General features: G+C 72.8%; 21 protein-coding genes. 6 read left to right on the top strand and 15 right to left on the bottom strand.

The genetic code is table 11. From position 1 onward, the window contains the following. Positions 1–7: 7 nt before the first annotated feature. Entirely contained in the window at positions 8–166 is a 159-nt protein-coding gene (locus tag ABKA17_RS47910; RefSeq protein ID WP_502994147.1) for a hypothetical protein, read from the bottom strand. Between the two features lie 34 nt (positions 167–200). On the opposite strand from ABKA17_RS47910, the gene ABKA17_RS05825 reads away from it, so the two are divergent. From ABKA17_RS05825 to ABKA17_RS05815, 3 genes are all read left to right on the top strand, one after another. After that, a complete protein-coding gene (locus ABKA17_RS05825; RefSeq protein WP_502994146.1) occupies positions 201–3,230 on the top strand; it encodes a nucleotide-binding protein in 3,030 nt (1,009 codons plus the stop codon). A 164-nt stretch (positions 3,231–3,394) separates the two neighbouring features. Beyond that, positions 3,395–6,697 carry an FxSxx-COOH system tetratricopeptide repeat protein gene (fxsT, locus tag ABKA17_RS05820; RefSeq protein WP_353690719.1) on the top strand — a complete coding sequence of 1,101 codons (3,303 nt, stop codon included), beginning with the start codon at positions 3,395–3,397 and terminating at the stop codon, positions 6,695–6,697. Beyond that, positions 6,694–8,205, top strand: coding sequence for a TIR domain-containing protein (locus ABKA17_RS05815; RefSeq protein ID WP_353690718.1), 1,512 nt, complete (start codon positions 6,694–6,696; stop codon positions 8,203–8,205). The genes fxsT and ABKA17_RS05815 overlap by 4 nt, the downstream gene beginning before the upstream one ends. Here the strand turns inward: ABKA17_RS05815 and ABKA17_RS05810 are convergent. The 9 genes from ABKA17_RS05810 to rimP form a co-directional block, all read right to left on the bottom strand. Continuing rightward, positions 8,159–9,115, bottom strand: coding sequence for a bifunctional riboflavin kinase/FAD synthetase (locus ABKA17_RS05810; RefSeq protein ID WP_353690717.1), 957 nt, complete (start codon positions 9,113–9,115; stop codon positions 8,159–8,161). The two genes, ABKA17_RS05815 and ABKA17_RS05810, sit on opposite strands and share 47 nt — an antisense overlap. 124 nt (positions 9,116–9,239) lie before the next feature. Next, entirely contained in the window at positions 9,240–12,803 is a 3,564-nt protein-coding gene (locus ABKA17_RS05805; RefSeq protein WP_353690716.1) for a trypsin-like peptidase domain-containing protein, read from the bottom strand. 287 nt (positions 12,804–13,090) lie between these two features. Next, positions 13,091–13,993 carry a tRNA pseudouridine(55) synthase TruB gene (gene truB / locus ABKA17_RS05800; protein WP_353690715.1) on the bottom strand — a complete coding sequence of 301 codons (903 nt, stop codon included), beginning with the start codon at positions 13,991–13,993 and terminating at the stop codon, positions 13,091–13,093. Then, a complete protein-coding gene (rbfA, locus tag ABKA17_RS05795; RefSeq protein WP_353690714.1) occupies positions 13,990–14,436 on the bottom strand; it encodes a 30S ribosome-binding factor RbfA in 447 nt (148 codons plus the stop codon). Before rbfA ends, truB begins: the two co-directional genes overlap by 4 nt. A 32-nt stretch (positions 14,437–14,468) precedes the next feature. Beyond that, positions 14,469–14,762: a DUF503 domain-containing protein gene (locus ABKA17_RS05790; protein ID WP_109495650.1), complete on the bottom strand. Its 294-nt coding sequence runs from the start codon at positions 14,760–14,762 to the stop codon at positions 14,469–14,471. A gap of 136 nt (positions 14,763–14,898) precedes the next feature. Further along, entirely contained in the window at positions 14,899–18,030 is a 3,132-nt protein-coding gene (gene infB / locus ABKA17_RS05785; protein WP_353690713.1) for a translation initiation factor IF-2, read from the bottom strand. 163 nt (positions 18,031–18,193) lie between these two features. Next, the gene (locus ABKA17_RS05780; protein WP_353690712.1) at positions 18,194–18,475 is read right to left on the bottom strand and encodes a YlxR family protein; all 282 of its coding nucleotides are present in this window, start codon (positions 18,473–18,475) and stop codon (positions 18,194–18,196) included. 115 nt (positions 18,476–18,590) lie between these two features. Continuing rightward, complete coding sequence (nusA, locus tag ABKA17_RS05775) at positions 18,591–19,577, bottom strand: transcription termination factor NusA (RefSeq protein WP_353690711.1); 987 nt, start codon at positions 19,575–19,577, stop codon at positions 18,591–18,593. 2 nt (positions 19,578–19,579) lie between these two features. Further along, complete coding sequence (rimP, locus tag ABKA17_RS05770) at positions 19,580–20,077, bottom strand: ribosome maturation factor RimP (protein ID WP_353690710.1); 498 nt, start codon at positions 20,075–20,077, stop codon at positions 19,580–19,582. Positions 20,078–20,291: 214 nt separating this feature from the next. On the opposite strand from rimP, the gene ABKA17_RS05765 reads away from it, so the two are divergent. From ABKA17_RS05765 to ABKA17_RS05755, 3 genes are read left to right on the top strand one after another with little or no spacing between them, the layout of a single operon-like run. Beyond that, positions 20,292–20,849: a hypothetical protein gene (locus tag ABKA17_RS05765; RefSeq protein ID WP_353690709.1), complete on the top strand. Its 558-nt coding sequence runs from the start codon at positions 20,292–20,294 to the stop codon at positions 20,847–20,849. After that, complete coding sequence (locus tag ABKA17_RS05760) at positions 20,846–21,340, top strand: ferritin-like domain-containing protein (RefSeq protein ID WP_353690708.1); 495 nt, start codon at positions 20,846–20,848, stop codon at positions 21,338–21,340. Before ABKA17_RS05765 ends, ABKA17_RS05760 begins: the two co-directional genes overlap by 4 nt. Positions 21,341–21,367: 27 nt before the next feature. Then, the gene (locus ABKA17_RS05755; protein WP_353690707.1) at positions 21,368–22,267 is read left to right on the top strand and encodes an aminoglycoside phosphotransferase family protein; all 900 of its coding nucleotides are present in this window, start codon (positions 21,368–21,370) and stop codon (positions 22,265–22,267) included. Here ABKA17_RS05755 and ABKA17_RS05750 read toward each other — a convergent pair. From ABKA17_RS05750 to ABKA17_RS05730, 5 genes are read right to left on the bottom strand one after another with little or no spacing between them, the layout of a single operon-like run. Further along, complete coding sequence (locus ABKA17_RS05750) at positions 22,264–22,464, bottom strand: ferredoxin (RefSeq protein WP_353690706.1); 201 nt, start codon at positions 22,462–22,464, stop codon at positions 22,264–22,266. The two genes, ABKA17_RS05755 and ABKA17_RS05750, sit on opposite strands and share 4 nt — an antisense overlap. Continuing rightward, complete coding sequence (locus tag ABKA17_RS05745; protein WP_353690705.1) at positions 22,449–23,660, bottom strand: NADH-ubiquinone oxidoreductase-F iron-sulfur binding region domain-containing protein; 1,212 nt, start codon at positions 23,658–23,660, stop codon at positions 22,449–22,451. The genes ABKA17_RS05750 and ABKA17_RS05745 overlap by 16 nt, the downstream gene beginning before the upstream one ends. After that, entirely contained in the window at positions 23,660–24,238 is a 579-nt protein-coding gene (locus ABKA17_RS05740; protein WP_353690704.1) for a ferric reductase-like transmembrane domain-containing protein, read from the bottom strand. Before ABKA17_RS05740 ends, ABKA17_RS05745 begins: the two co-directional genes overlap by 1 nt. Then, on the bottom strand, positions 24,235–25,248 hold the full coding sequence (locus ABKA17_RS05735; protein WP_353690703.1) for an FAD:protein FMN transferase: 1,014 nt from the start codon (positions 25,246–25,248) through the stop codon (positions 24,235–24,237). The genes ABKA17_RS05740 and ABKA17_RS05735 overlap by 4 nt, the downstream gene beginning before the upstream one ends. Then, positions 25,245–25,595 (bottom strand): hypothetical protein, encoded by a 351-nt coding sequence (locus ABKA17_RS05730; RefSeq protein WP_353690702.1) that lies wholly within the window; start codon positions 25,593–25,595, stop codon positions 25,245–25,247. The genes ABKA17_RS05735 and ABKA17_RS05730 overlap by 4 nt, the downstream gene beginning before the upstream one ends. Positions 25,596–25,698: the final 103 nt, after the last annotated feature.

Below are 25,698 nucleotides of genomic sequence, written 5' to 3'. Positions count from 1 at the left end.
AGTCTCCTCAGGCCGCGCAGCCGCCGAAGCCGCCGCAGCCCGAGGTGCCGGCCGCCGGCCCGGACGCCGGGTCGCCGTCGGCCGTGCCGAACATTCCGGGATTCCAGTCCCCGTGGGGCGCCCCGGCCACGCCGGCCGCGCCGGTCGCGCCTCCGACGAGCTTCACTCTGCCCGCCCCGGCGGCTCCGCCCGTCCCGACGGTGGATGACTCCCCCGCGCCCGCCTCTTCGGCAGCCGAGGAGCCGGAGTCCGGGAACGGTGACCTGGAGAGCGGCGCCACCATGCGCTTCTCGGCGGCCTCGCTGAAGCGGGAGATCTCCGAGCGTGCCTCGGTGGCCGAGGCGCGGCCGACGCCTGTGGCCGAGGAGGCCGAGACCGCCGATGCCGTGACCGGGGACGGCGACGACGAGGTCGTGAACGGGACCGGGACTGGGGACGACGAGGCCGTGACCGGGGATGTCGCGGACTCGGCGGCCGACGCGGGTACGGCTACGGATGAAGTCGGTGCAGCCGCGGTTGACGCGGGTGACGACGGCGGCACCGCCATCGACTCCGCCGAGACGGACACCGTGGGCGCCTCCGAGGACTCCGCCGCCGACGGCACGGAGCCCGCGGCGGACGACGCCTCGCTGTCCGAGAACGCCGCCGAAGACGACGAGCCCGAGCCGGACGGGGCCGCGCCTGAGGTCACCGGTTCCGTGGACGCCGAGCCGTCGGACGACGAACCGACTGTGGACGAACCGACGGTGGACGAGCCCACGGACTCGGCGCCCGCCGTCACGGAGCCCTCGGTCGCCGAGCCCGCCGACGTGGAGCCGACGACCACGGACACCGACGAAACCGAACCGGCCGACGTGGAGCCTCTGGACGCCGTATCCGCCGATGCGGACCCGGTCATCTCTCTCCCCTCCCCCGTGGAACCCGAGGACGCCGTACCGGCAGACACGGAGCCCGCCGACGCCGTACCGGCGCAGGCCCCGGCGCCAGACGCCGAGCCGAAGGACGCCGAGCCCGAGGACACTGCTCCCCAGGACTCCGTACCCGCGGACAGCGCCCCCCAGGACGCGCCGCCCTCCTGGACTCAGCAGCCGGCGCCGCAGGCCGGGATGCCCCCGCTCCCGCCCTCCTACCAGCCCGCCGCCCCCGCCTCCGCGGCGCAGTGGCCGGCACAGCCGCAGCCCCAACCCCAGCAGCCGTCCCCGGCGGCACCCGCCCCGCAGCCCGCGGCGGCGCAGGGCCAGCCGCCCGTGCCGCCCCAGCAGCCGCACTTCCAGCCGCAGGCGCCCCAGCCCGCGCCCGCCGCCTGGAACCAGCCGCCCGCGACACCCGCACCGCAGCCCGGAGCCACCCCAGCGCCCACCGGCGCACCAGCCGGTTACGGCTTCCCGCAGCCCGGCGCCCCGGCCCCCACCCCCAACCCGCAGAGCGGCTACGGCTTCCCCCAGCCGGGCGGCGCCCCCGCGCCCACCCCGCAGGCCGGCTACGGCTTCCCGCACCCCGGCACGGCCCAGCCGACGCCTCCGCAGCCTCCGGCGCCCCAAGCGCAGGGCGGTTACGGCTTCCCGCAGTCCCCTGCGCAGCAGGTCCCGCCCCAGCCGGCACCCGCTCCGGAAGCCCCCCAACCCCCCGCGCCCCAAGCGCAGGCCGGTTACGGTTTCCCCCACCCCGGTGCCCCGAACGCCCCCCAGCCCCCCGCCCCCGGCGGCTACGGCTTCCCGCAGCCTCCCGCGCAGCAGGGCCAGCCGCAGCCGGGCGTACCGCAGGGCCAGCCCCCGGCCGCCGCACAGCAGCCGGGAGTCCCTCCGCAGGCGCCTTACAACCCCCAGACCCCCCAGGCCCCCCAGGCCCAACAGGCTCCCCAGGCCCAGCAGCCCCCCGCCGACCCCCGGACCGGGACCGCCTGGCCGCAGCCCATCCAGCACGATCAGCGGCAGATGACCAACCCCGGTGCCGCGCCGCTGGGTTACACCGCTGCGGTGGAGCTGTCGTCGGACCGGCTGCTGAACAACAAGAAGCAGAAGGCGAAGAGCGGTCGTCCGGCCGCGCAGCCCTCCCGGTTCAAGATCGGTGGGAAGAAGGAGGAGGCCGAGCGGCAGCGGAAGCTCGAACTCATCCGCACGCCCGTGCTGTCCTGCTACCGCATCGCGGTCATCAGCCTCAAGGGCGGTGTCGGCAAGACGACCACGACCACCGCGCTCGGCTCGACGCTCGCCACCGAGCGGCAGGACAAGATCCTCGCCATCGACGCCAACCCCGACGCGGGCACGCTCGGGCGGCGCGTGCGGCGCGAGACCGGGGCCACCATCCGTGACCTCGTCCAGGCGATCCCGTACCTCAACTCCTACATGGACATCCGGCGGTTCACCTCGCAGGCCCCGTCGGGACTCGAGATCATCGCCAACGACGTCGACCCGGCCGTGTCCACCACGTTCAACGACGAGGACTACCGGCGGGCCATCGACGTGCTCGGCAAGCAGTACCCGGTGATCCTCACCGACTCCGGCACCGGGCTGCTCTACTCCGCCATGCGCGGGGTGCTCGACCTCGCCGACCAGCTCATCATCATCTCGACGCCGTCCGTCGACGGTGCCTCCAGCGCCAGTACGACGCTGGACTGGCTGTCGGCGCACGGGTACGCCGACCTCGTCTCGCGGTCCATCACCGTCATCTCCGGGGTCCGCGAGACCGGCAAGATGATCAAGGTCGATGACATCGTCAGCCACTTCGAGACGCGCTGCCGCGGTGTCGTGGTCGTGCCCTTCGACGAGCATCTCGCCGCCGGTGCCGAGGTCGACCTCGACATGATGCGGCCCAAGGTGCGGGAGTCGTACTTCAACCTCGCGGCGATGGTCGCCGAGGACTTCGTACGGCATCAGCAGATGCACGGCCTGTGGACCAGCGACGGCAACCCGCCCCCGGTGGCGGCCCCGCCGCTGCCCGGCCAGGCGATGCCGGGCGGCCAGCCCGCGCCCGGCCAGCCGTACCCGCAGCAGGGCGGCCAGCCTTACCCGCCCCAGGGCCAGCCCTATCCGCAGCAGCAGCCCCCGCAGCCGGGCCAGCCCTACGCCCCCCAGCCGGGCCAGCCTTACCCGCCGCAGGGCCAGCAGCCCGCTCAGCCCTACCCGCAGCAGCCCCAGCACCCCCAGCAGCCCGGTCAGCCGTATCCGCCCCAGGGCGGGCAGCCCGGTCAGCCGGGACAGCCGTACCCGCCCGCGCCTCCGCAGCAGTAGGCGACCTCAACTCCACACCCCCGGGGGCCCGCACGCGCATCGTGCGGGCCCTCGGCGTATCCACAGGTGAGGATGGATGTTCCCGTCGCGTCCGGCCTCCGTGCGGCCTACGATGCAGACGGTGTCCCGGTGGTGTGACCAGGGCGCCCACTGGGGGGAGTTGAGTGGAGCAGCGGGTCTTCATCAGTTACGCGGGTGCCGATCGCGCGTGGGCGGAGTGGGTCGCCTGGCAGTTGACGGACGCGGGTTGCAGCACGTTCTTCGACGTACAGGACGTGGCTGTCGGTGAGGACGTCCTGGCGCGTATCGAGCGGGAGTTGGACGCTGCGGACGTGATGGTCGTCCTGCTCTCGGCCAGTTGGGCGACCTCGCATTTCGCGGCCGCCGAGCTCCGCTCCGGGATCCCGCTCGTACCCGTCCGTCTCGACGACACCCCCCTACCTCCGGAGGTCGGCGACTTCCAGGCGGTCGACCTCGTGGGTGCGAACGAGGCGGAGGCGCGGGACAGGCTGGTCCAGGCCGTCCTCGGCATCCGCTCCGCGCCGGGCGACTCCCCCACCGGACACCTGGTCGGCGAACGGCGGTTGCGCAGACTGGGACTGGCCGGGCCCCGCACACCCGGCAGCCTGCCCCGGGTGTGGAACCTGCCGCCTCGCAATCCCGGGTTCGTCGGCCGTGACAAGGACCTCTCCCGGCTGCGCGACGAGCTGACCGACCGCTCCGAGGTCGTCGTCATGGGGCCGGGAGGCATCGGAAAGACCCAACTGGCCCTGGAATACGCCTATCGCTTCGCGGGTGAGTACGAACTCGCCTGGTGGATCAGGGCCAACCGTCCGATCGGGAAGCAACTCGCCGAGCTGGCCGCACGGATCGGCGCTGCGCCCGTCGGCACGCCCCTGGCCGAGGCCACGGAGGCCCTGAAGGCGGAACTGCGGGAGCGCAGCCGCTGGTTGCTCGTCTTCGACGACGTCACGGATCCGACCGCGCTCACGCCGCACATGCCGAACGGTGTCGGGCATGTGCTGATCACCACCCGACCCGCTCTCCAACACAGCGCCCACTCCACCGAGTTCAATCTGGACTTCACCCGCGCGGAGTCCATCGCACTGCTCCGTTCGACGCTGCCGTCCCTGACCACGGTAGAAGCCGATGCCGTGGCGGCCGCCCTGGACGACCTTCCCCTCGCCCTGGCGCACGCACTCGCGGTCCTGCGCGACGGCATGCCGGTGCGGGAGTTCCTGCGGATGCTGACCGTCGACGAGGCAGAGGACAGCGACCCGGAGTACCACTTGTCGTCCTCGCTCGTCGCGACGGTGCACATGGCCGTCGACCAGCTACGAGCGGCGGGGCCGTCCGACGCCGTACCTCTCCTGTTCGGCTGCGCTCTCCTCGCGCCCGCTCCGCTCCCCATGGGGACGAGGCCGGGCCCCGCACGTAGGCTCCCCGATCCGCTGATCGGCGCCCTGCCGGACGGCCGGAGTTTGCCGGAGCTCCTCCAGGCACTGCGCCGGTACGGCCTCGTCCACGTCCAGGACGAGACCGTACGTCTCCATCCCCTGACCCAGTCCGTGCTGCGCGACCTGCTGCCCGACTCCGAACGGAGGGCCGCGGCCCGGACCGCCGAGGCCCTGCTGCTCTCGGCCGTTCCGGACGACGACAACGAGCCGGGCGCCGAACAGCGTTGGACCGATCTGCTGCCCCACCTGCTGGCCGTGGACCCGACGGTCCCGGTGACGCCGGAAGGGCGGGATACCGTCCGTGCGGCCTGCCGACTGCTCATGGTCCGGGGCGACACCGACACCGCCCGGGACCGGCTCGAACTCCTGCGCCGGTCCTGGTCGTCGACGCTCGGCGAGGACCATCCGGACACCCTCCTCACGGCGATCCTCCTGGCGGAGGCCTTGCGGCGCACAGGTGCCGCGGACGCCTCCCGGCAACTGCTGGCGGACATCCTCGACCGTCGTCGCCGCACCCTCGGCGAGGACCACCCCGACACCCTCGTCACCGCAGCCCGGCTCGCCGCACAACTGGGCGCGGAGGGCGAGCTGTCGGCGGCCTCGCGGCTCGGGGAGGAAACCCTGGGCCGGATGCGACGGGTCCTGGGCGAGGACCATCCCGTCACACTCACCCTGGCCGCCAACCTCGCCGTGGACCTCAGGGACATGGGCGACTCGGACGGCGCGCTGCGGCTCGTCGAGGAGGTGCTCGTACGACGTCGGCGCGTCCTCGGCCAGGAGCACCCGGACTCCCTGGCGGCCGCCGCGGACCTGGCTGCCCTTCAGGCCGGCCTCGGCGCCACGGAGACCGCCCGGAACCTCGCGGAGGAGGTCTACGTACGCCGCCGACGCGTGCTGGGCGACCTGCACCCGGACACGGTGTCGACGGGCGCGCTGCTGATCAGGCTGCTCACGGACCTGGGCAAGCAGGACTCCGCGCAGGAACTGGCGGAGTACATGTCGGCCAGATCGACGGACGCGCTCCAGGAGAGCAGCGTGCCCGCGGCACCGCGGCGCACCCATTTCGAGGTGCCCCTGGCCGAATGGCCGCGGGTCGGCTCGGCCGACCGCGAGCGCACGAACGCCACCCTCTCCTCGTGGCTGCGTCGGCGCGACGTGGTCTCGCCCCGGGACGCGGGGGCCGAGCCGACGCGGCAGGGATCCGTGCGGGGCGCCTCGGCGGCATCCTCGTCCACGCGATCGGCCGGGGGCCCCTCGGACGTCCTGCTGAGCTACTCGGAACACGACGAGAGCTGGGCCGAGTGGGCCGCCTCGTACCTGGAAGACGCGGGTTTCACGGTGGGCCTGCACGCGGTGGGCGCGCGAGGGGAGGGTACGGAACTGCCCGCGCTGCTGTCCCGGCCCAGCGAGGTCGTGCTGGCCCTGATCTCCACGGCGTACCTTGCGGCGACGGGTCTCGCGAACGAGTCAGAGGCGTCCCGGCTGCGGTTGCTGAACGCCCTGGACCGACGACGGCTGATCCCGATCCTGATCGAGCGGCCCGAGCCACAGCTGCCCGCTCAGCTGTCACGGCATGTGGCCGGACCCCCGCTGGGGGACCTGGACGAGGAGGCGGCTCGCGAACTGCTGGACTACGCCGTACGGTCGCCGCACCGACCCGTTGCCGAGCGGGAGTTCCCGGGCACGTCCCGCGAGCCGTCGACGAGCGCCGTACTGGAGCGACAGCTCGTCAACGCTCTGCTCAACTCCGCTTTCATCGCCTTGCCCGATGAGCGCACCTCGTGGCTGGAGCTCATCGACGTGGCCGCAGGGCAACCGATCTCCCGGTTCATCCCGCGCGACTCCAGGGCCAGGATGGACGTAGCGGGCATCGTCCGGACGTGCCTGCGCTACCAGAACGGCCTGTCAGCCATGGTGGAGGCGCTTGAGGAGCTGGACCCGGACTCCGCCGAAGTCCGGGAGGTACGGCGGATCGTCGACCGGATCGAGCTCCTCCGGGACGCCGTGTGAGCGACCCGGACCACTGGTTCTTCACGAGCTATTCCGAGGTCGACGAGGACGTGCCCTACGTGGCGCGCTTCCACGCCGACGTCGAGAGAGGCGTGCGCGCCCAGCTGGGCAAGCAGACCCCGGGTGGCGCCTTTCTGGACCGGGAGACCATCGAACCCGGCGACCGGTGGCGGTACCGGCTGCTGCACGGGGCGTGCACTACGCGGACGATGCTGGCCCTGTACAGCCCGAGCTACTACGGGAGTGAGTGGTGCGCCCAGGAGTGGACGACGTTCTCGGCACGCAGGAACCGATACCGCCGGGACAGTGGGGCGGAGGACGAACACCTGCTGGGCGTCACCTGGCGAAACGGGCCCGGTAGCCGACCGGACAGTTTCGACGACCAGCTCCTGACAGGCGACTTCGGCCCGCTCTACGCGGAGTCAGGACTCTTCCACCTCGTCCCCGAGGAGAACGAGCCCAAGAGCCCGGAGTACAAGAAGATCGTCCTGGCGATCGCCACCCGGCTGGCCGCCGTCCTGTACAAGGGCACGGAGCTGCCGCACCTGGACCTGACGGAGGCACGGACACTGACCCCGTTGTTCGGTCCGGAGCGGCTGCGTTCCGTCGGGGTCGTGGTCGCCTACACCGACCTGCCGGACGACTCGGAGTGGGGAGTGTGGGCCATCGACAAACTGAGCGAGCAGGGGTACGACGTCGACGCGGAGGTCGTGTCGGCCACCCACCCGGGCGCGGTCGACCGGCTCCGGCGAGCACTCCAGCGCGCCGATCGTGTGCTGGTCCTCGTCTCAGGCTCGTTCTTCTCGCATGGCGACATGTCGGCCACCGACCTCGACGTGGCGCTCGACGGTTCGACCGACTGGCAGCGGCTGATCCCGGTCTTCATCGACCCGCCCGAGCCCGAAGCGCTGCCGTTCTCGTTCCGCCAGTTCCCGGGACTGACACTGCGCGACCTCGACGAAGAGGGCGCCGGAGAGCTGCTTCTGGAGTCGGCCAAGGCGCTCGCTCAGACCTCGGGGCGGCCCGCCGGGACAGGCGCCCGGTTCCCGGGCAAACGGAGGCCCGGCACCGGCTTCCCGGGCAAAGCCGTGGCCAGGGTCCCGACGGCGCCCGCGCAGCTCCACATCCCGCTGGTCAACGCCCTGCTCAACGCCGACTCGATCAGCGACGAGGTGATCCGGCCGATCTGGATCAGACAGACAGGCATAGACGTCGGCTCGCTGGACATCGCCAGGCTGCCCCCACGCCCCCTGCTCTTCGAGCTGATCGACCTGAGCGTCCGCCAGACAGGCGACTGCTCCGTGCTCGCCACCGCCCTGGACGCCCTGGAGCCGGGTTCACAGGCGTCCCGGCAGGTCGAGCGAATCGTCCGCCTCCTGCGCGAAGCCCGGGAGGACACGGCCCGGAAGGAACTCGGGAGCCCGACCGCGGAATCCGCGCAGCAGCCGACTGCCGACGATGTCAGCCCGCGACCTCAGCCGCCGAAATCAGCTCTCGGCACTTCTTGACGTCCTCGGCCATCTGCTCCAGCAAGGCCTCCAGGGAGTCGAACTTCGCCTGGCCGCGCACGTACGCGAGGAAGTCGACGGCGACATGGAGGCCGTACAGGTCGAGGCCGACGCGGTCGATGGCGTAGGCCTCCACCGTGCGCTCGGTGCCGTCGAACTGCGGGTTGGTGCCGACGGAGATCGCGGCCGGCATCGCCTCGCCCTGGGCGTGCAGCCAGCCGGCGTAGACGCCGTCGGCGGGGACGGCGGTGTGCGGGAGGGTCTCGACGTTGGCCGTGGGAAAGCCCAGCTCGCGCCCGCGCTGCGCGCCTCGGACGACGACGCCCTCGACCCGGTGCGGGCGGCCCAGGATCTCACCGGCGCCCTCGATGTCACCCGTGGCGACCAGTCGGCGGGTGAGGGTGGACGAGAACGGCTCGCCGCCGCCCGCCTCGCCCGACACGAACAGGTCGATGACCTCGACCTCGAAGTCGTAGGTCTTGCCCTGTTCGGCGAGGAAGTCCACGTTGCCCGCGGCCTTGTGGCCGAAGCGGAAGTTGGGGCCCTCGACGACCGCCTTGGCGTGCAGCTTGTCGACCAGGACCTTGACGACGAACTCGGCCGGCGAGAGCTTCGAGAACTCGGTGGTGAAGGGGAGGATGAGGATCGCGTCCACGCCCAGCTCCGCCATCAGCTCGGCGCGGCGGTGGTGCGGGGCCAGCAGCGGCGGGTGGCTGCCGGGGCGGACGACCTCGCTGGGATGCGGGTCGAAGGTGACGACGACAGCGGGAATGCCCAGCTCACGCGCGCGTTCCACGGCGTGCCGGATGATCAGCTGGTGTCCGCGGTGGACCCCGTCGTAGGAGCCGATGGTGACGACGCTGCGTCCCCAGTCCTCGGGGATGTCCTCCAAGCCACGCCAGCGCTGCACTGTGACCGCTCCTCGTCGAACCCGTGTCCGTATGTACGGCTTACCTCTTACGCAGGTCTAAGGGTGCCATGCCGCGTCCCCCGGGCCCGCATCGGCATGGGCGCTGTGACCCGACGCACGCGGATCAGGCGGGGACCCTGACTCCCGCCAGGTTCTCGATCATCCGGCGGGTACTGGGGCCGACCACCGCCGACCACCGCTGCGGAGCGTCCGTCAGCCACCCCGCGACCTGCGCGGCGAAGCCGGGGACCTGCCGGCCGAGGTCGACGAGACCGCGGTCGAAACGGGCCGCGCCGTCCGGCGTACGGACGAGGAGGAGGCCCGTGCGGTGGACGAGATCGCGCAGACCGTCGTCGGCGTGGCGGGCCGCGGCGCGCAACAGGGCGTCCAGGACGCCGGGCGCGTGCTCGTGGCTCAGCAGGAACTCGAGCAGTTCACGACGGAGGGGGCGGGAGGCGGGGGCGCCGGGGGCGGCCAGTACGGCGGCGAGGGCGGCCCGCACCTCCTCCGAGCCGCCGGCCAGCAGGCCGGTGACCAGCGGCAGGAGCACCGCCCGCGCGCCCGGCCCCTGGTCGAGGCGCCGGTCGACGTAGGCCGCCACGTCCGCCGCGGTCTCCGGACGCTGCTCCACCGCCTCCCGCACGAGTACGGCGATCCGGCGGGCCGGCGTGGGGGTGGTGACGTCGGCGAGTGTGCGCAGCGCCTCTCCGGCGCCGGGGCGGCGCAGCCGGGCGCGGAAGGCGTCGAGGACCGGCTCCGGGTGGGTGGCCAGGGCGGCGACCAGCGCGCTCGGCGGGAACTGCGGGTCGCCCGCCATGAAGTGCCCGAGTGCCTGCGGGAGATGACGGGCACGCGTGCGTGGATCGCGGACGAGGAGGGCGAGCGCACCGCCGTGCAGGGTGCAGTCGGCGGGCCGGGCGAGCAGGGTGAGGGCGGCGTAGCGCAGGAGTTCCCGGTCGGCCTCGGTGGTCACGTGCGGGGCGGCGCGCAGGCCGTACGCCACCGCCGCGACCCGCCGGTCGGGGCGGGCGTCGTGCGCCCACCGGTCCACCGCCCGGCACACCGCGGACGGCTCGTCCTCCGCGAACACCGCGAGCAGCTCGTCCGCCCGCCGGTGCGCACAGTCGACGAGCACCTCGGTGAGATCGTCGAGCGCCAGCCGCCGGTGGGTGTGCAACAGCGCCTGCGCGGCCTTCGCGACGGTCGCGTGCGGGGTGGCGGGCAGCGGGCGCTCGTCGTCGAACCAGCGGGTGATGTGCGGTGCTACGGCGGTGGGGTCGGCGGCGAGCAGCCGCGAGGCCGCGTCGAGGAAACGAGGAGAGGTATCGGGGGACGTGTCCTGCGCGGGGCCGTCGGCGAGGACCAGACGGCGGAGCAGGTCGAAGAGGGTGATCGGGGGGAGACGGAGGGCGAGCCAGAAGTCGGGGGCGAACTCGGTCGACCGCCTGTGCGCAGGCTCCTGCGGATGCCCCCGCTCCCGTCCTTGGCGTCGCCAGTCCACCACGCGGTCCGCGAGCAGGCGCAGCACACCCGTGTACGGCGTCGCGTCGGGTACGCGGAGCAGGGACTCGGCGAGCAGCCGGGCCGCCCACCAGGAGTCCGGGTCGGCGTCCAGGGCGTGGATCAACTCCTCCAGACGGAGGGCGAGTCGGGGGGTGCCGTGCTGGCGGGACAGCAGGAGCAGGGCCTGGACGACCGGGCCGATGCGGTGGTGCGGGACCGGGAAGGGGTGCGGGCTGCGACGGTGGACCAGGGCGCGCAGGGCCTCGTCCAGGTCGAGGTGGGTGCCCTGGAGCCAGTCGGCGAGTTCCTCGTGGGCGAAGCGGTAGCCGCCCCCGGCGGGGACCAGCAGCCCCTCGGTCAGGACCGCCGACGCCCAGCCCGTACCGCCGCCGAGCCGGGCGGGAGCCTGGCCCCAGGGGAACACCGCCTCGAACGACTCACGGTCCAGCTCGCCCTGCCCCGGCCCGAGACTGCGCCGGGCGGCCTCGTGGACCTGGCCGGAGACCCTCGCGGCGAGCCGGCGTACGGCGGTGCCCCGCAGGCCGTTCTCGGCGGCGAGGCGGACGGCGACACGCAGGCACATCAGGTCCAGGTGGGCGGCGAAGACGTGGTGCCGATCCAGCCGGGGGCCGGGGACGTCGGGGCCGGAGCCGGGAAGGTCGGAGCCGGGAAGGTCGGGGGCGTCGGGGCCGGGGATCGCGGCGCGGATCTCGGCGAGGAGGCGCAGGGTGAGCGGGTGCCGGGCGTCGGGCTCCGTGAGGAAGCCGTCGGGGATGCCGTAGCGGTCTCGGGCCTGGCGCGCTTCTTCCTCGTCCAGGTCCGCCAGGTGTACGCAGAGGGGTTCCTCGCCCCCTCCGCTCACCGGACCGGCCGAGAGGTACGCCCCCTCCCAGTACTCCGCCCTGCACGCCACCACCAGCCGCGCCCCCGTCTCCCCCAGCCACTCGGCCGTCCCGTCGGTCCACTCCGCGAGGCGGTGGGCCAGGACGGGCGGCATCTCCTCGGGGCCGTCGAGGAGCAGCAACAGGGGGCGGCCCTCGGCGCGGGCGAGGCGGGCGAGGCGCTCGGGGGTGACCTCTCCCAGGTCGGCGACGTCCACCGACCGGGACGCCGCGACGATCCGGGCCGCCCGGGCCAGCGCCCGGCGTGCCGCGTCCGCGACGGAGGTGTCGTCGTCCAGCAGATCGGCGCCGCGCAGCCACAGGGTCGGGGCGGGGCGGGCACCCCGGTTGCGGCGGGCGGCGAGGGACGCCAGTTCCGTCGTACGGCCGCTGCCGGGCGGGCCGACGAGGGCGAGGACGGCGGCCGGGCCCTCGGCGAAGGCGTCGAACTCCGCTGCTGTGGCCGCCCGTTCGACCGGTGCGACCGCTCCGGGTGCCGTGCTGCTCGCCCGGCCGACGTAGCCCGCCAGCGCGCCCGGGGGGCCGTCCTGCCCCACCGAGGTTGCCATCAGTTCCAGTACGCCCGCGAGATTGAGGTCGACGCCGTAGGCGGGCACCGTCGCCGCGTTCTCGGCGAGGAGGTCGGCGAGCGGGCCCGCGGGGGCCGGGAGCAGCGGTACCGCGAACCCGGCGTCCCGGCCGGCGCCCTGGAGCGCGGTGCCGAGGACGCCGACGACCGCGCCGGTCCCGGCGTCGAGCACCGGTCCGCCGGCCGCCCCGCCGCCCAGTCGCAGCGCGTCCTGGCCTGCCGTGCCGATCGCCAACTCCAGTACGCCGTCGACGAGATGGAAACGGTCGGTCGCCGTGTAGGTCGCCGCGGCCGAGCCCAGCACCCGCGCCTCACGCCAGCGCCCGGCGGCGATCCGCACATAGGCGCCGGTCTCGATCCGGTCCCGTACGGTGACCGGAAGGGGGTCGACGCCGAGGCCCTCGGTGCGGACGAGGGCCAGGTTCAGCTCGGGCAGGGGGGTCACCGCGTCGGCGGTCACCACGCAGTGGCGGTCCTCGGCGGCGTACAGCAGAAGTCTGGGCAGTCCGTCGACCGTTTCGTGGCTGGTGATCACGGTGCCGTGGTGGTCGGCGACGAACCCGGTGCCGCGGGGGCGGCCGGCGAGGTCGTGGATACGGACGAGGGATCCGTCGCGTGTGTGTCCCGGACCGAAAGCCGCACCGCGGGCGGCGGAGTGCCCGTCCTCACCCGCGCGCCGGTGGCCGCCCACGGTCCGCGGGCCCCGTCCCGCCATCGTCGAACCTCCCCGCCGTGCACCGTGCTCTCGCACCTGTCTTCGACGGTAGGCACCAGGTGATCGGCGGGACAGATCGCGCGGCGAACGCGCCCCCCTCCGCTCCCCCGCTTCACTCCGAGCGCCTGCCCGGTCGGGTGAATGACCGGGGATCGCTGGATACACCCTAGGGGTGGGGGAACCGAGGGGGTACCGGGGAGCGGCGGACAACTCCGTGACCGCCGCTCCACGGTCGGAGCGTCTCGGCGCCCCCCGGCGAGGACGGCGAGGACCGCAAGGACAGCGGGTCAGCCGAAGACGGCGAGGCTCTTCGCCTTGCCCTTCTGCTCCTCGACGAGGGCGAGCAGCTTCCCCTCGGCGAAGACGGCGACGGCACCGCGGCCCGTGTACTCCTCGGGCATCTCCAGGCGTACGCCGTTGGTCAGCAGCCGGGCCCGCTTGGCGTCCACGTCCCAGCGCGGGAACGCGGCCGCGGCGGCCTCGGCGATCGGCATCACCGTCAGCTCCTTCTGGAGCTCGTCCAGGGTCTTCGCCGTGTCCAGCTTGTAGGGCCCGACCCGGGTCCGGCGCAGCGCGGTCAGATGCCCGCCCACGCCCAGGTCCGCGCCCAGGTCGCGAGCGAGGGCCCGGATGTACGTACCGGACGAGCAGACCACCGACACGACCAGGTCCAGGACGGGGGTGCCGTCCTCGGCGACCGCGTCACGGACGTCGTACACCGCGAAGGACGAGATCTTCACCGGGCGGGCGGGGATCTCGAATTCCTCGCCCTCGCGCGCCCGCTTGTAGGAGCGCACGCCGTCGATCTTGATGGCGCTGACCTTGGACGGCACCTGCATGATGTCGCCGCTCAGCTTGGCGATCCCGGCGTCGACGGCCTCTCGGGTGACCTTCGAGGCGTCTGCCGACCCCGTGATCTCGCCCTCCGCGTCGTCGGTCAGGGTCGTCTGACCGAGCCGGATCGTGCCCAGGTACTCCTTCTCGGTCAGCGCGAGGTGTCCGAGGAGCTTGGTCGCCTTCTCGATGCCGAGGACGAGTACGCCCGTCGCCATGGGGTCGAGAGTGCCGGCGTGGCCGACGCGGCGGGTCCTGGCGATCCCGCGCATCTTGGCGACCACGTCGTGCGAAGTGAAGCCCGACGGCTTGTCGACGATGACAAGCCCGTCGGGCGTCTGGTTCTTCTGGGTCATTCGGCGGCGTCGTCCTCGTCCTCGCCCGGCTTCTTGTACGGGTCGGCGTCACCGGCGTAGGCAGCGCCGGCCGAGACCTCGCGCACCTTCTCGTCGGACTGGCGCGCCTTGTCGAGGAGGTCCTCGATGGTCTTGGCGGTGTCCGGGAGCGCGTCCGCCACGAAGGTCAGGGTCGGCGTGAACTTCACACCGGCCGCCGCACCGACCGCGGAACGCAGCACGCCCTTGGCGCTCTCCAGACCGGCGGCAGCGGCCGCTCGCTCCTCGTCGTCCCCGTAGACCGTGTAGAAGACGGTCGCCTCGCGGAGGTCACCCGTGACCCGGGTGTCCGTGATGGTGACGTGCGAGCCGAGCCGCGGGTCCTTGATCCCGCGCTGCAGCTTCTGGGCCACCACCTCTCGGATGAGGTCCGCCAGCCTCTTGGCACGCGCGTTGTCGGCCACTGGTCCGTCTCCTTAAGTACTTACCTGTTGCTTCAGTCTTCGTCGCTGTGGAGTCTGCGTCGAACCGAGAGCAGTTCCACCTCGGGCCGCCCGGCGACCAGCCGCTCACAGCGGTCCAGTACGTCGGAGAGGTGTCCCGTGTCCCCGGAGACCATCGCCAGCCCGATCTCGGCCCTGCGATGGAGGTCCTGGTTGCCCGTCTCCGCCGCGCTCACCGCGTACTTGCGCTGGAGCTCGGCCACGATCGGACGGACGAGAGAGCGTTTCTCCTTGAGCGAGTGAACGTCGCCGAGGAGCAGATCGAAGGACAGAGTCCCCACATACATGTGTGTGTCCGGATGTCCCGCCGGTTCGGGGTATGGGCGCCGCGTCGACGCCGATACAGGAACCGTACACGCAACGGCCGGGGCCGATCGACGGATATTACGTCCGCCGATCGGCCCCGATCGCGTGCTACGACAATCAGCCGCGCGGCTTCTCGCGCATCTCGTACGTCGCGATGACGTCGTCGACCTTGATGTCGTTGAAGTTGCCGAGGTTGATACCGCCCTCGAACCCTTCGCGGATCTCGGTGACGTCGTCCTTGAAGCGACGCAGACCGGAGATGGTGAGGTTCTCCGCGATGACCTTGCCGTCGCGGACGAGTCGAGCCTTCGTGTTGCGCTTGACCTCGCCCGAGCGGACCAGGACACCGGCGATGTTGCCCAGCTTGGACGACTTGAAGACCTCGCGGATCTCCGCCGTGCCGAGCTCGACCTCCTCGTACTCCGGCTTGAGCATGCCCTTGAGGGCCGCCTCGATCTCCTCGATGGCCTGGTAGATCACCGAGTAGTACCGGACGTCGACGCCCTCGCGCTCCGCCATCTGCGCCGCGCGGCCCGCAGCGCGGACGTTGAAGCCGATGACGATGGCGTCGGAGCCGGTCGCCAGGTCGATGTCCGACTCGGTGACCGCACCCACGCCGCGGTGCAGGACGCGGATGTCGACCTCTTCGCCGACGTCGAGCTGGAGCAGCGAGGACTCGAGAGCCTCCACCGAACCGGACGCGTCGCCCTTGATGATGAGGTTGAGTTCCTGCACCAGGCCGGCCTTGAGGGCCTCGTCCAGGTTCTCCAGGGAGAACCGGACGCCACGCCGCGCGAAGTTGGCGTTGCGCTCGCGCGCCGCGCGCTTCTCGGCGATCTGACGGGCCGTGCGGTCCTCGTCGACGACCAGGAAGTTGTCGCCGGCGCCCGGGACGTTGGTGAGACCCAGGACCAGGACGGGGGTCGACGGACCCGCTTCCTCGACGTTGTTGCCGTTGTCGTCGAGCATCGCCCGGACTCGGCCGTACGCGTCGCCGACCACCATCGTGTCGCCGATGCGCAGCGTGCCGCGCTGGACCAGGACCGTCGAGACGGCACCGCGACCGCGGTCGAGGTGGGACTCGATCGCAATACCCTGCGCGTCCTGCTCCGGGTTGGCCCGCAGGTCGAGCGAGGCGTCCGCGGTCAGGACCACGGCCTCGAGCAGCTGCTCGATGTTGAGGCCCTGCTTGGCGGAGATGTCGACGAACATCGTGTCGCCGCCGTACTCCTCGGCCACCAGACCGAACTCGGTGAGCTGACCGCGCACCTTGGTCGGGTCGGCGCCCTCGACGTCGATCTTGTTGACCGCGACCACGATCGGCACGTCGGCCGCCTTGGCGTGGTTCAGCGCCTCGATCGTCTGGGGCATCACACCGTCGTTGGCCGCCACCACGAGGATCGCGATGTCGGTCGACTTGGCACCACGGGCACGCATGGCGGTGAACGCCTCGTGACCCGGGGTGTCGATGAAGGTGATCCTGCGCTCTTCGTCGTTGACCTGGGTGGCGACCTGGTACGCACCGATGTGCTGCGTGATACCGCCGGCCTCGCCCGCGACGACGTTCGTCTTGCGGATGGTGTCCAGCAGTCGGGTCTTACCGTGGTCGACGTGACCCATGACGGTCACGACCGGCGGACGCGCGACGAGGAACTCCTCGCCACCCTCGTCCTCGCCGAACTCGATGTCGAAGGACTCGAGCAGCTCGCGGTCCTCCTCCTCCGGGCTGACGATCTCGACGACGTAGTTCATCTCGCCGGCGAGCAGCTGGAGGGTCTCGTCGGAGACGGACTGCGTGGCAGTGACCATCTCGCCGAGGTTCATCATCACGGCGACGAGCGACGCCGGGTTGGCGTTGATCTTCTCCGCGAAGTCGGTGAGGGACGCACCGCGCGACAGGCGGACGGACTGTCCGTTGCCGCGAGGCAGCATCACGCCGCCGACCGACGGGGCCTGCATGGCCTCGTACTCCTGGCGCCTCTGCCGCTTCGACTTGCGACCACGACGCGCGGGACCGCCGGGACGACCGAAGGCGCCCTGCGTGCCACCACGGCCACCGGGACCACCCGGACGACCGCCGAAGCCGGGACGGCCACCGCCGCCGCCGGGACCACCCGGACCACCGGGACGACCGGCGAAACCGCCGCCACCGCCACCGGGACCGCCGGGACGACCGGCGAAGCCGCCGCCACCACCGCCACCGGGACGACCGGCGAAACCGCCGCCGCCACCGGGACGACCGCCGCCGCCACCGCCACCGGGACGACCGCCGCCGCCGGGACCGCGGCCGCCGGGGCCACCGCCGCCGGGACGCGGGCCGGCAGCCGGACGCTGCGGCATCATGCCGGGGTTCGGACGCGGACCGCCGCCGGGACGCGGAGCGCCGCCCTGCGGACGAGGCATGCCGCCCGGGCTGGGACGGGCGCCGCCCGGAGCCTGCGGACGGGGACCGCCCGCCGCGCCCTGGGGACGCGGACCGCGGTCCTGACCCTGGCCCTGCGGACGCGGGGCGCCGCCGGGACGCTCACCGGGGCCACCAGGGCCGCCGGGGCGCGGGGCACCGCCCGGACGGGGCGCCTGCGGGCGCGCCATGCCGGTGGAGCCACCAGAGGTGAAGGGGTTGTTGCCCGGACGGGGACCGGCCGGACGGGCACCGGGACGCGGGGCCTGGCCACCCGGACGCGGGGCGCCGGGACGGTCGCCACGGTCACCGCGACCCTGGCCGCCCTGGCCGGGGCCACCGGCGGGACGGGGGGCGCCGGGACGCGGGGCCTGCTGGCCGGCCGGACGCGGGGCGCCCGGACGCGGGCCGGAGCCCTGGGCGGGCGCGGCGGGAGCCGCCGGAGGTGCCGTGAACTCGGGCGTGGTCGGAGCCGGGGACGCCGGCGCGGGGCGCGGCGCGGGCTTCGGGCCCGGGGTGGGACGGGGGCCGGGAGCGGCCGGCGCGGCGGGAGCCGCGGGCGTCTCGGCAGCGGCCGGCTTGGGGGCCGGCGGGCGCGGGGCGGCCGGACGGGCAGCCTGCGCCGGAGAGGGGGCGCCCGGCTTGGCCGGGGCAGCCTTACGAGCGGGGGCGGGCTTGCCGCCTCCGTTGCCCTGCTGGAGGGCGTCCGTCAACTTACGGACGACGGGCGCTTCGATGGTCGAAGACGCCGAACGGACGAATTCACCGAGTTCTTGGAGCTTGGCCATGACGACCTTGCTCTCAACCCCGAACTCCTTGGCGAGTTCGTATACCCGGACCTTAGCCACTTCGCTCCTTTTAGGTCCGGGTTGCGTCCGGACCGTCGCTACTTCATGGGCGTACTCATCGCGTGCTCATCGAGTGCTCATCGCAATCTCGACCTACTTCCAACTCGCGGGGTACCAGGGCCGCACGGGGGTTCCGTACGACACTCCTTGCGGTGTTGCCTGCTCAGCAACTGTCTGTCTGCTCGACGTACCGGCGCAACGCCTTTACGTCGAGCGCTCCCGGGGCGCGAAGCGCCCGCGTGAACGCCCGGCGGCGTACCGCCTGGTCGAGACAGACCAGGGCGGGGTGCACATAGGCGCCCCGGCCGGGCAGCGTACCGCTTGGATCAGGGACGCACTCGTCCTTGATCGCCACGGCACGCAGCAGATCGGTCTTGGCCGCTCGCTGCCTGCACCCCACACAGGTGCGTTCAGGGCATGCGCGGGCGCGCGTCCGGCCAGACACTGCTAAGTCTACCTCCCCGTACCGACCTCACCCCTTTGGGGCAGGAATCGAACGGTTGTTGTCGTGATCTAAGCCAAGTGCGGCTTGGATCTATTCCCCGATCGTGACCTGGGACCTATTCGGCGGCCTGTTCGGTGTCCGGACGGATGTCGATCCGCCAGCCGGTCAGACGGGCCGCGAGGCGGGCGTTCTGCCCCTCCTTGCCGATCGCCAGCGACAGCTGGTAGTCCGGCACCGTCACGCGCGCGGAGCGGGCCGCGAGGTCGACGACCTCCACCTTGGAGACCCGGGCCGGCGAGAGCGCGTTCGCCACCATCTCGGCCGGGTCGTCCGACCAGTCGACGATGTCGATCTTCTCGCCGTTCAGCTCGCCCATGACGTTGCGCACCCGGCCGCCCATCGGGCCGATGCAGGCGCCCTTGGCGTTCAGTCCGGAACGGGTGGACCGTACGGCGATCTTGGTGCGGTGACCGGCCTCGCGGGCGATGGCGGCGATCTCCACCGAACCGTCGGCGATCTCCGGCACCTCCAGGGCGAAGAGCTTCTTCACCAGACTGGGGTGCGTGCGCGACAGGGTGACGGACGGACCGCGCACGCCCTTCGCCACCCGCACGACGTACGACCGCAGCCGCATCCCGTGCTGGTACGTCTCGCCCGGGACCTGCTCCTGCACCGGCAGGATGGCCTCCAGCTTGCCGATGTCCACGAGCACGTTCTTCGGGTCGCGGCCCTGCTGGACCACACCGGTGACGATGTCGCCCTCGCGGCCCGCGTACTCGCCGAGCGTCGCGTCGTCCTCGGCGTCGCGCAGCCGCTGCAGGATGACCTGCTTGGCGGTGGTGGCGGCGATACGGCCGAAACCGGACGGGGTGTCGTCGAACTCCTTGGGCTCCTGGCCCTCTTCGAGGTCCTCGGGGTCTTCCTTCGCCCACACGACCACGTGCCCGGACTCCCGGTCGAGCCGCACGCGCGCGTGGCGGTGGCTCCCCTCGGTGCGGTGGTAGGCGATGAGGAGGGCCGACTCGATCGCCTCGACCAACAGGTCGAAGGAGATCTCCTTCTCCCGTACCAAGCCCCGCAGGGCGCTCATGTCGATGTCCACGGCTACGCCTCCTCTTCCTTCTTGTCCTTGCGGTTGAACTCGACCTGGACGCGCGCCTTGTCGATCTCGGAGAAGGCCAGCCGGCGGCTCGTCGCCTTGCGGCCCTTCACTCCGGGCACCTCGACGTCCAGGCCCTCGTCGTCGACCTCGAGGATCCGTGCGACCACCTCGCCGCCGTCGGCCAGCTGGAACTTCGCCAGCCGGTCGAGCGCGCGTACGTAGTGCCGGTGCTCCTTGAGGGGGCGCTCCGCGCCCGGGGTGCCGACCTCGAGGGTGTACTCGCCCTCGCCCATCGCGTCCGTCTCGTCGAGCTTCGCCGAGAGCGCGCGGCTCACATCGGCGATCTGGTCCAGGTCCGCCCCGGTGTCGGAGTCGACGACGACGCTCAGCACCCGCTTGCGCCCTACGGAGTCCACTGAGATCTCCTCGAGATCCAGTCCCTGGGAGCTGACGAGCGGTTCCAGGAGCTCTCGCAGCCTCTCGCTCTGGGTGGTGCTCATCCGGGTGACTCCTCGGCCGCGTGTGCTGTTGTGGGTAGGTCGCGTGTCTGGTCAAAGGGTATCGGGTCCCAGGAGGTGTTGCCGTCCACCGTGCGCCGGCCGGGATCCGGGACGGTGCCGGTGACCGGTTGCGGACCGGGGCGCGGGTACCGTGATCACCGGCGGGCCGGTCTTCCCGCCCGTGTGTTCGTACGAGCCCCCGAGGACGACTGCCGTGCCGTACTCCCCACCGCCGCGCACCCCCTCGGGGCCGCGTCGAAGAACCCTCCTCGCCTCCGCCGCCGGGGCCGCCCTGCTCGTGGGGTGCTCCCCCGGGTCCGACGACGCCGAGGAGGGCACCGGCGGCAGCCCGTCGATCGCCGAGCGGGCACGCACGCGTGCGGCTCGCGACAGCCGCGGGATCGTCGAGCGGTACGACGCGGTGATCGGCGCGTATCCGGGGCTCGCCGAGCGCTTGTCGGTGCTGCGGACGGAGGCCGTGCGCCACGTGGAGGCGTTCGGCGGCACGACGGTGGGAGCGACCTCACCCTCGCCTTCCACCTCCGCCTCCGGCTCTCCCTGCCCTGCCGGCTCTTCCGGCTCCCCCGCGCCCTCGGCCGTGCCCGGCACCGAGAAGGACGCCCTCGCCGGGCTCGCCGCCGCCGAACGGTCCCTCGCGGACGCCCGGGCCAAGGCGCTCCTCGATGTGCCGGGCGAGCTGGCCCGACTGCTGGCCTCGGTGGCGGCGGCCGGCGCCGCGCACGCGTATCTGCTGACGGAGGCGGCGAAGTGAGCGACGAACAGGACAAGCGCGAGCTGACCGCCCTCCAGGCGGCACTGGCGGCCGAGCACGCCGCCGTGTACGGCTACGGCGTCGTCGGCGGACGGATCCGCGAGGGCCGGCGCACGGAGGCGAAGGCGGCCTACGACGCCCATCGCGCCCGGCGCGACACCCTGGTCCGTGCGGTGCGGGACCTGGGCGGGAAGCCGGTGGCCGCGGCGGCGGGCTATGCGCTGCCCTTCCCGGTGCCGGACTCGGAAGCGGCCGTACGACTGGCCGGCGAGCTGGAGGAACGGGTCGCCGGGGTGTACTCCGACCTGGTGCGGGCAACCGTGGACGGGCGGCGTGCCATGGCCGCCGAGGCGCTGCGGGAGGCGGCGGTGCGGGCGGTTCGCTGGCGCGGGGAGAGCGTAGCCTTCCCTGGTCTCGCCGAACGGGCGGCGACCACGTCGAACACGTCGGCCTCGCCGACTTCGGCGACATCGGCGACGCCCACGGCGTAACGGGTACGGGAAGGGAACTGCTCGCGTATGGCTTTCGAACCGCCACGGCGTCTGGTGAGGGCGCTGGGTGAGACGGCACCTGGTGACGGCTGGTTGGAGAAGCTGCCCGAGGCGGCTGGGCAGGCCGTCGCGCTACGCGAGTCGACCGTGGAGCGCGTGCAGATGCCCGGCGGCCGCAGCAGCCTGGTGGTGCTGATCCGGCGTGCCGACGGCTCCCCCGCCGTGCTCAAGCTGGCCCCGCCGCGGTTCCGCCCGGAGGCCGAGCGGGCGGCGCTGGCGCACTGGGGCGGGCTGGGCGCCGTGCAGTTGCTCGACGAGCCGGTGACCGAGGGTGTGCTGCTGCTGGAGCGGCTGCACCCCGATGTGTCGGTGCGGTCGTTGCCGGAGGCGAAGGCGCTGCTGGAGGCGGCGGGGACGCTGCGGCGGTTGTGGGTGGAACCCCCGGGCGACGGAAGCGCCCATGTCTTCGAGACGGTGGCCGAACGGACCGCACGGCAGGCCGAGACCATGCGGGCGACCGCGGAAGCGGACGCGGCCGATCTCGTACGGGCTGCTCTCACCGCCCGTGAGGAGTTGCTGGTGGCGCCGCCGGAGGCGAGGTTGCTGCACGGGACGTTCCGGCAGAGCAAGGTACTGGCGGGTGAGCGGTCTCCCTGGCTGGCCGTGGGGCCCGATCCTGTCGTCGGTGAGTGCGCGTTCGATCTGGCCCGGCTGGTGCGGGACCGGGTCGAGGACCTGATCGCCTCGCCCTCGGGGGCGGCGATCACGCGACGGCGGGTCAAGCGGCTCGCCGAGTCCTTGGATGTGGATCAGGAGCGGCTGCGGGGGTGGACGTTGTTCCGGGCCGTGGAGTCGGGGGTGCGGGCGCGGAGGGTCGGGCGCGTGCAGGATTCCGAGTTGTTGCTGGAGTTCGCCGGGTGGCTCTAGGCGACGGTTAGTTTCAGAGCCAGGGCCGGACAGTCCGCCGCTGCTCTGCGGGCCCTCTTCACCGTGCGGGCCGGCAGTGGAGTGTCCTCCAGCAGCGGGTAGCCCCATTCGTCCAGCGTGATGTGGTCCGGAAGCAGTTCCGCACACAGGCCGTGGGCCTGGCAGGACGTCCAGTCGATGGCTAGGCGCTGATCCATGTCAGCTCCCCTCGGGTGTCGGTGGCCGTGCAGAAGCCGCTTGCGTGGGCGCCCAGTTCAGCGGCGAAGGTCGTCAGTGCGCTGCGGACCAGGCGGACCGTGCCGTCGGGGTGGTGGCAGGCGCCGCGGCCCTCGACCAGGCCGGACCAGCGGGCTAGGTCGGTACGGGCCGTGCCCGGGGCGCCGGGGGCGGCCAGGGACCGGAACGCTGCGGCCATACGCGGGAGGCCGTTGAGGCAGGGGCCGCACTGGCCGGCCGACTGGAGGGCCAGGTAGCGCAGGACACGGGCGGTCTCGGTGAGGCCGCAGCGGTCGGCGGGGAGTGCGGCCAGGACGCCGGCGCCCAACGTCGTGGCGTCGAGGGTGAGTTCGGCGGCCTCGGTGCTGGTGACCCAGGTGCCGTGGTAGCCGCCGATCAGGACCGCGGACGTGCCGTGGAGCGGTAGCAGTCGGTGCACGAGCATGCCCAACGGGGCCTCCACGACCCGTACTTCGCGATCCGGGGTGTGGACCGTGCACAGGACGCTGCCGGGCTGGGCAGGGGTGCCGGCGGCACGGAACCAGTCGGGGCCGTAGCGGGCGATCAGTGCGAGGTGGGCGAGGGTCTCGACGTTCTGGACGAGGGTGGGGGCGCGGTGGACTCCGCGTTCGCGGATCGGGGGATTCTGGTACGCCGGGAGCGCGGCGCCTCCGCCCACGTACCGGGCGAGAGCCGAGGACTGACCCGACAGGAACCGTTTCGGGACACGTACGAGCTTGATGGGGACGGGGTCGCGGCGGTGTGCGAGGGCCCGCTCCAGGTGAGCCGCGCCCTCCTCCACGGCGAGGTGGGCCTCCCGCGCGCCGGTCGCGGCGGCGGCCACCTGGATGCCGTCCAGGACGAGGTGGGGAGACAGGCGCAGCAGCGTCTTGTCCTTGCGGCTGGCGGGTTCGCCCTCCACGCCGTTGGCGATGACGACGGGGGCGCGGCCGGTGCGGCGGCCGGACTCGGTGACCGAGACGAGCTTCCTGTAGACCGGGAAGGCCGCTCCCCCGCGCCCGGTGAGCCCTGACTCGGCGACCGCGCGGAGGACGGTGTCGGAGTCGGCGTAGGGCAGGGGTCCGTAGCGCTGTTCGTGGGTGGTGAGGTCGGCCGGGGCGCCGCCGGGGGCCAGCAGGCGCGGGGACATGTGGAGGTCGGGGAAGGTCGCGGTCATCAGCGGGCTCCTTCTGCGGTGCGGAGCAGGACGGCGGGGGTGCGGCGGGAGGCGCGGACGCCGAGGGCCACGCGGACACCGGCGGCGGTGAGGGCGGCGGCCACGCAGGCGACGGTCAGCCAGGTCATCCAGTCGGTGCCGGTGTCCGTGCCGATGCCGATGCCGTGGAGCAGGGCGACGGGCCAGGAGGCGTAGGCCAGCCAGTGCGTCGCCCGCCAGGTGCGGTGGCCGAGGCGGGCGCGGAGGAGGCTGGTGATCAGTACCGCGAGCAGCAGGTCGAGGGCGACGGTGCCGAGGCCGAGCCAGAGGGGCTCGTAGTCGGAGACGAAGGGGATCAGGGCGTCCAGGAACGTGATGTTGACGTAGCTGTCCACTGTCGCGGTGGTGATGTGGAGAGCCAGGAAGGCGGTGGCTGAGAGGGAGAGGGTGCGGTGGAGGGAGACGGTGCCGAAGCGGGGAAGGCCGGGGAGCTTAGCTCGTAGTCGTACGGCTGTTCCGAGGACTACGACGACGGTGAAGAGGATCAGGCAGACGGCTCCGGTAGCCCGGTTTGCGTACCAGAGGGTTTCGGAAGTCATTCGGCTGTCCCCCGGTGGGGGCTGGTCGCGCAGTTCCCCGCGCCCCTGAGGTGGGTTGGCCAGCCCGGCGTTGTGAGGATCCGGCTCTCCTGGGTCACCAGTCGTGCGGGCAGTCCTTGCCTCGTCAGCCAGCCCACCGCGTCGGCACCTTTCACTAAGGCTGCCGTGCTCGCCGCGTTCGCGTCGGCGCAGGTTCGGGCCGCCACCGAGACTGTGCGCCAGGGGGTGCGGACCGGTAGGCCTGTGCGGGGATCGACGATGTGGTGGAGGTCTCGGCCGTCGCGGCGCCAGTTGCGGGCGGCCGTGCCCGACGTGGCGAGGCCGCCGCTGTGCAGGCCCACCGTGGTGTACGGGCCCTCGGTCGGGGTCTCCTCGGCCTTGCCGGTGATGTCCTGAACCCGGATCTGCCAGCCGCCCTCCGGGGGTTCACCGGCGATGGCCGTGTCGCCGCCGAGGCTCACCAGCACTCCGCAGCCTGCCGTCCCCGCCAGCATCGCGGCGGCCCTGTCGGCGGCCCACGCCTTGGCGGTGGCGCCGAGGTCGAGGCGGACGCCGGACGGGACGGTGACCGTGCCGGTCGCGCGGTCGAGGTCGATCAGGCGCCAGCCGGGGGCGCGGCGGACCTTCAGACGGACCGGGCGGTCGTCCTCGCGGACCAGGGTGAAGTCGCGGTCATAGCCGATCGCGGCCATCGCCGAGCCGACCGTCGGATCGACGGCGCCGTCCGTCGCCTCGGCCGCGTGCAGGGCGACCGCCAGAGCCTCCGCGAGCAGCGGGCTGACCCGGACCGGGCGGCCCGCGGCGGTGTCGAGGGCCGCCAGCTCGGAGTCGGCGCGGAAGCGGCTGCAGGCGGCGTCGACCTCGGCGAGGTGCCGGGCGAGGAGCAGGTTGCAGGAGTCGAGGAGGGCCGGCTCGGTGACGACCAGCCGGACGGTGGTGCCGAGGGCACGCCAGTCGGCGGCGGCCGTGGTGCGGCGGATCCCGGGGGCGGGGACGGTGGCGGTGGTCACGACGCCCCCGAGGTGGAGTCGGTGGAGCCGCCGGAGGAGGAGGTGAGGCCGCTGGAGCCGTCGGAGCCGGAGGAGGCGTCGTCCGAGTTCGTCGAGTCGTCCGTGGACGAACCCGCGGACGCATCCGCGGACGAACCCGTGGACGCGTCCGTGGACGAGGAGGCGCTGCTGGAACTGGAGCTGGTGCCGGTGCTCGCCGTCGTGTCGGCGTCCGCCTGCATCGTGCCGACCAGTGCGAACACACCCGCCGCCGCGGCCAGCGTGACGGCCGCCGCGGCGGCCGCCGTACGCCGGGTTCCTCTGCGGACCAGCGCGGCGGCGCCGCGTTCCCTGCCTCTGCCTGCCATGGCCGTACCCCTCGTAGCCGTAGTGACGCTCTGTCACGCACTACGTTCGGGTACGACTCTGAGAGAAGTCTGTGGGCCCCCTTCAGGGACCCAGAGACGTTTC

The sequence above is a fragment of the Streptomyces sp. RG80 genome (assembly GCF_040446465.1).
Taxonomy (GTDB): Bacteria; Actinomycetota; Actinomycetes; order Streptomycetales; family Streptomycetaceae; genus Streptomyces.
This window is presented reverse-complemented; position numbering and strand designations above follow the sequence as displayed.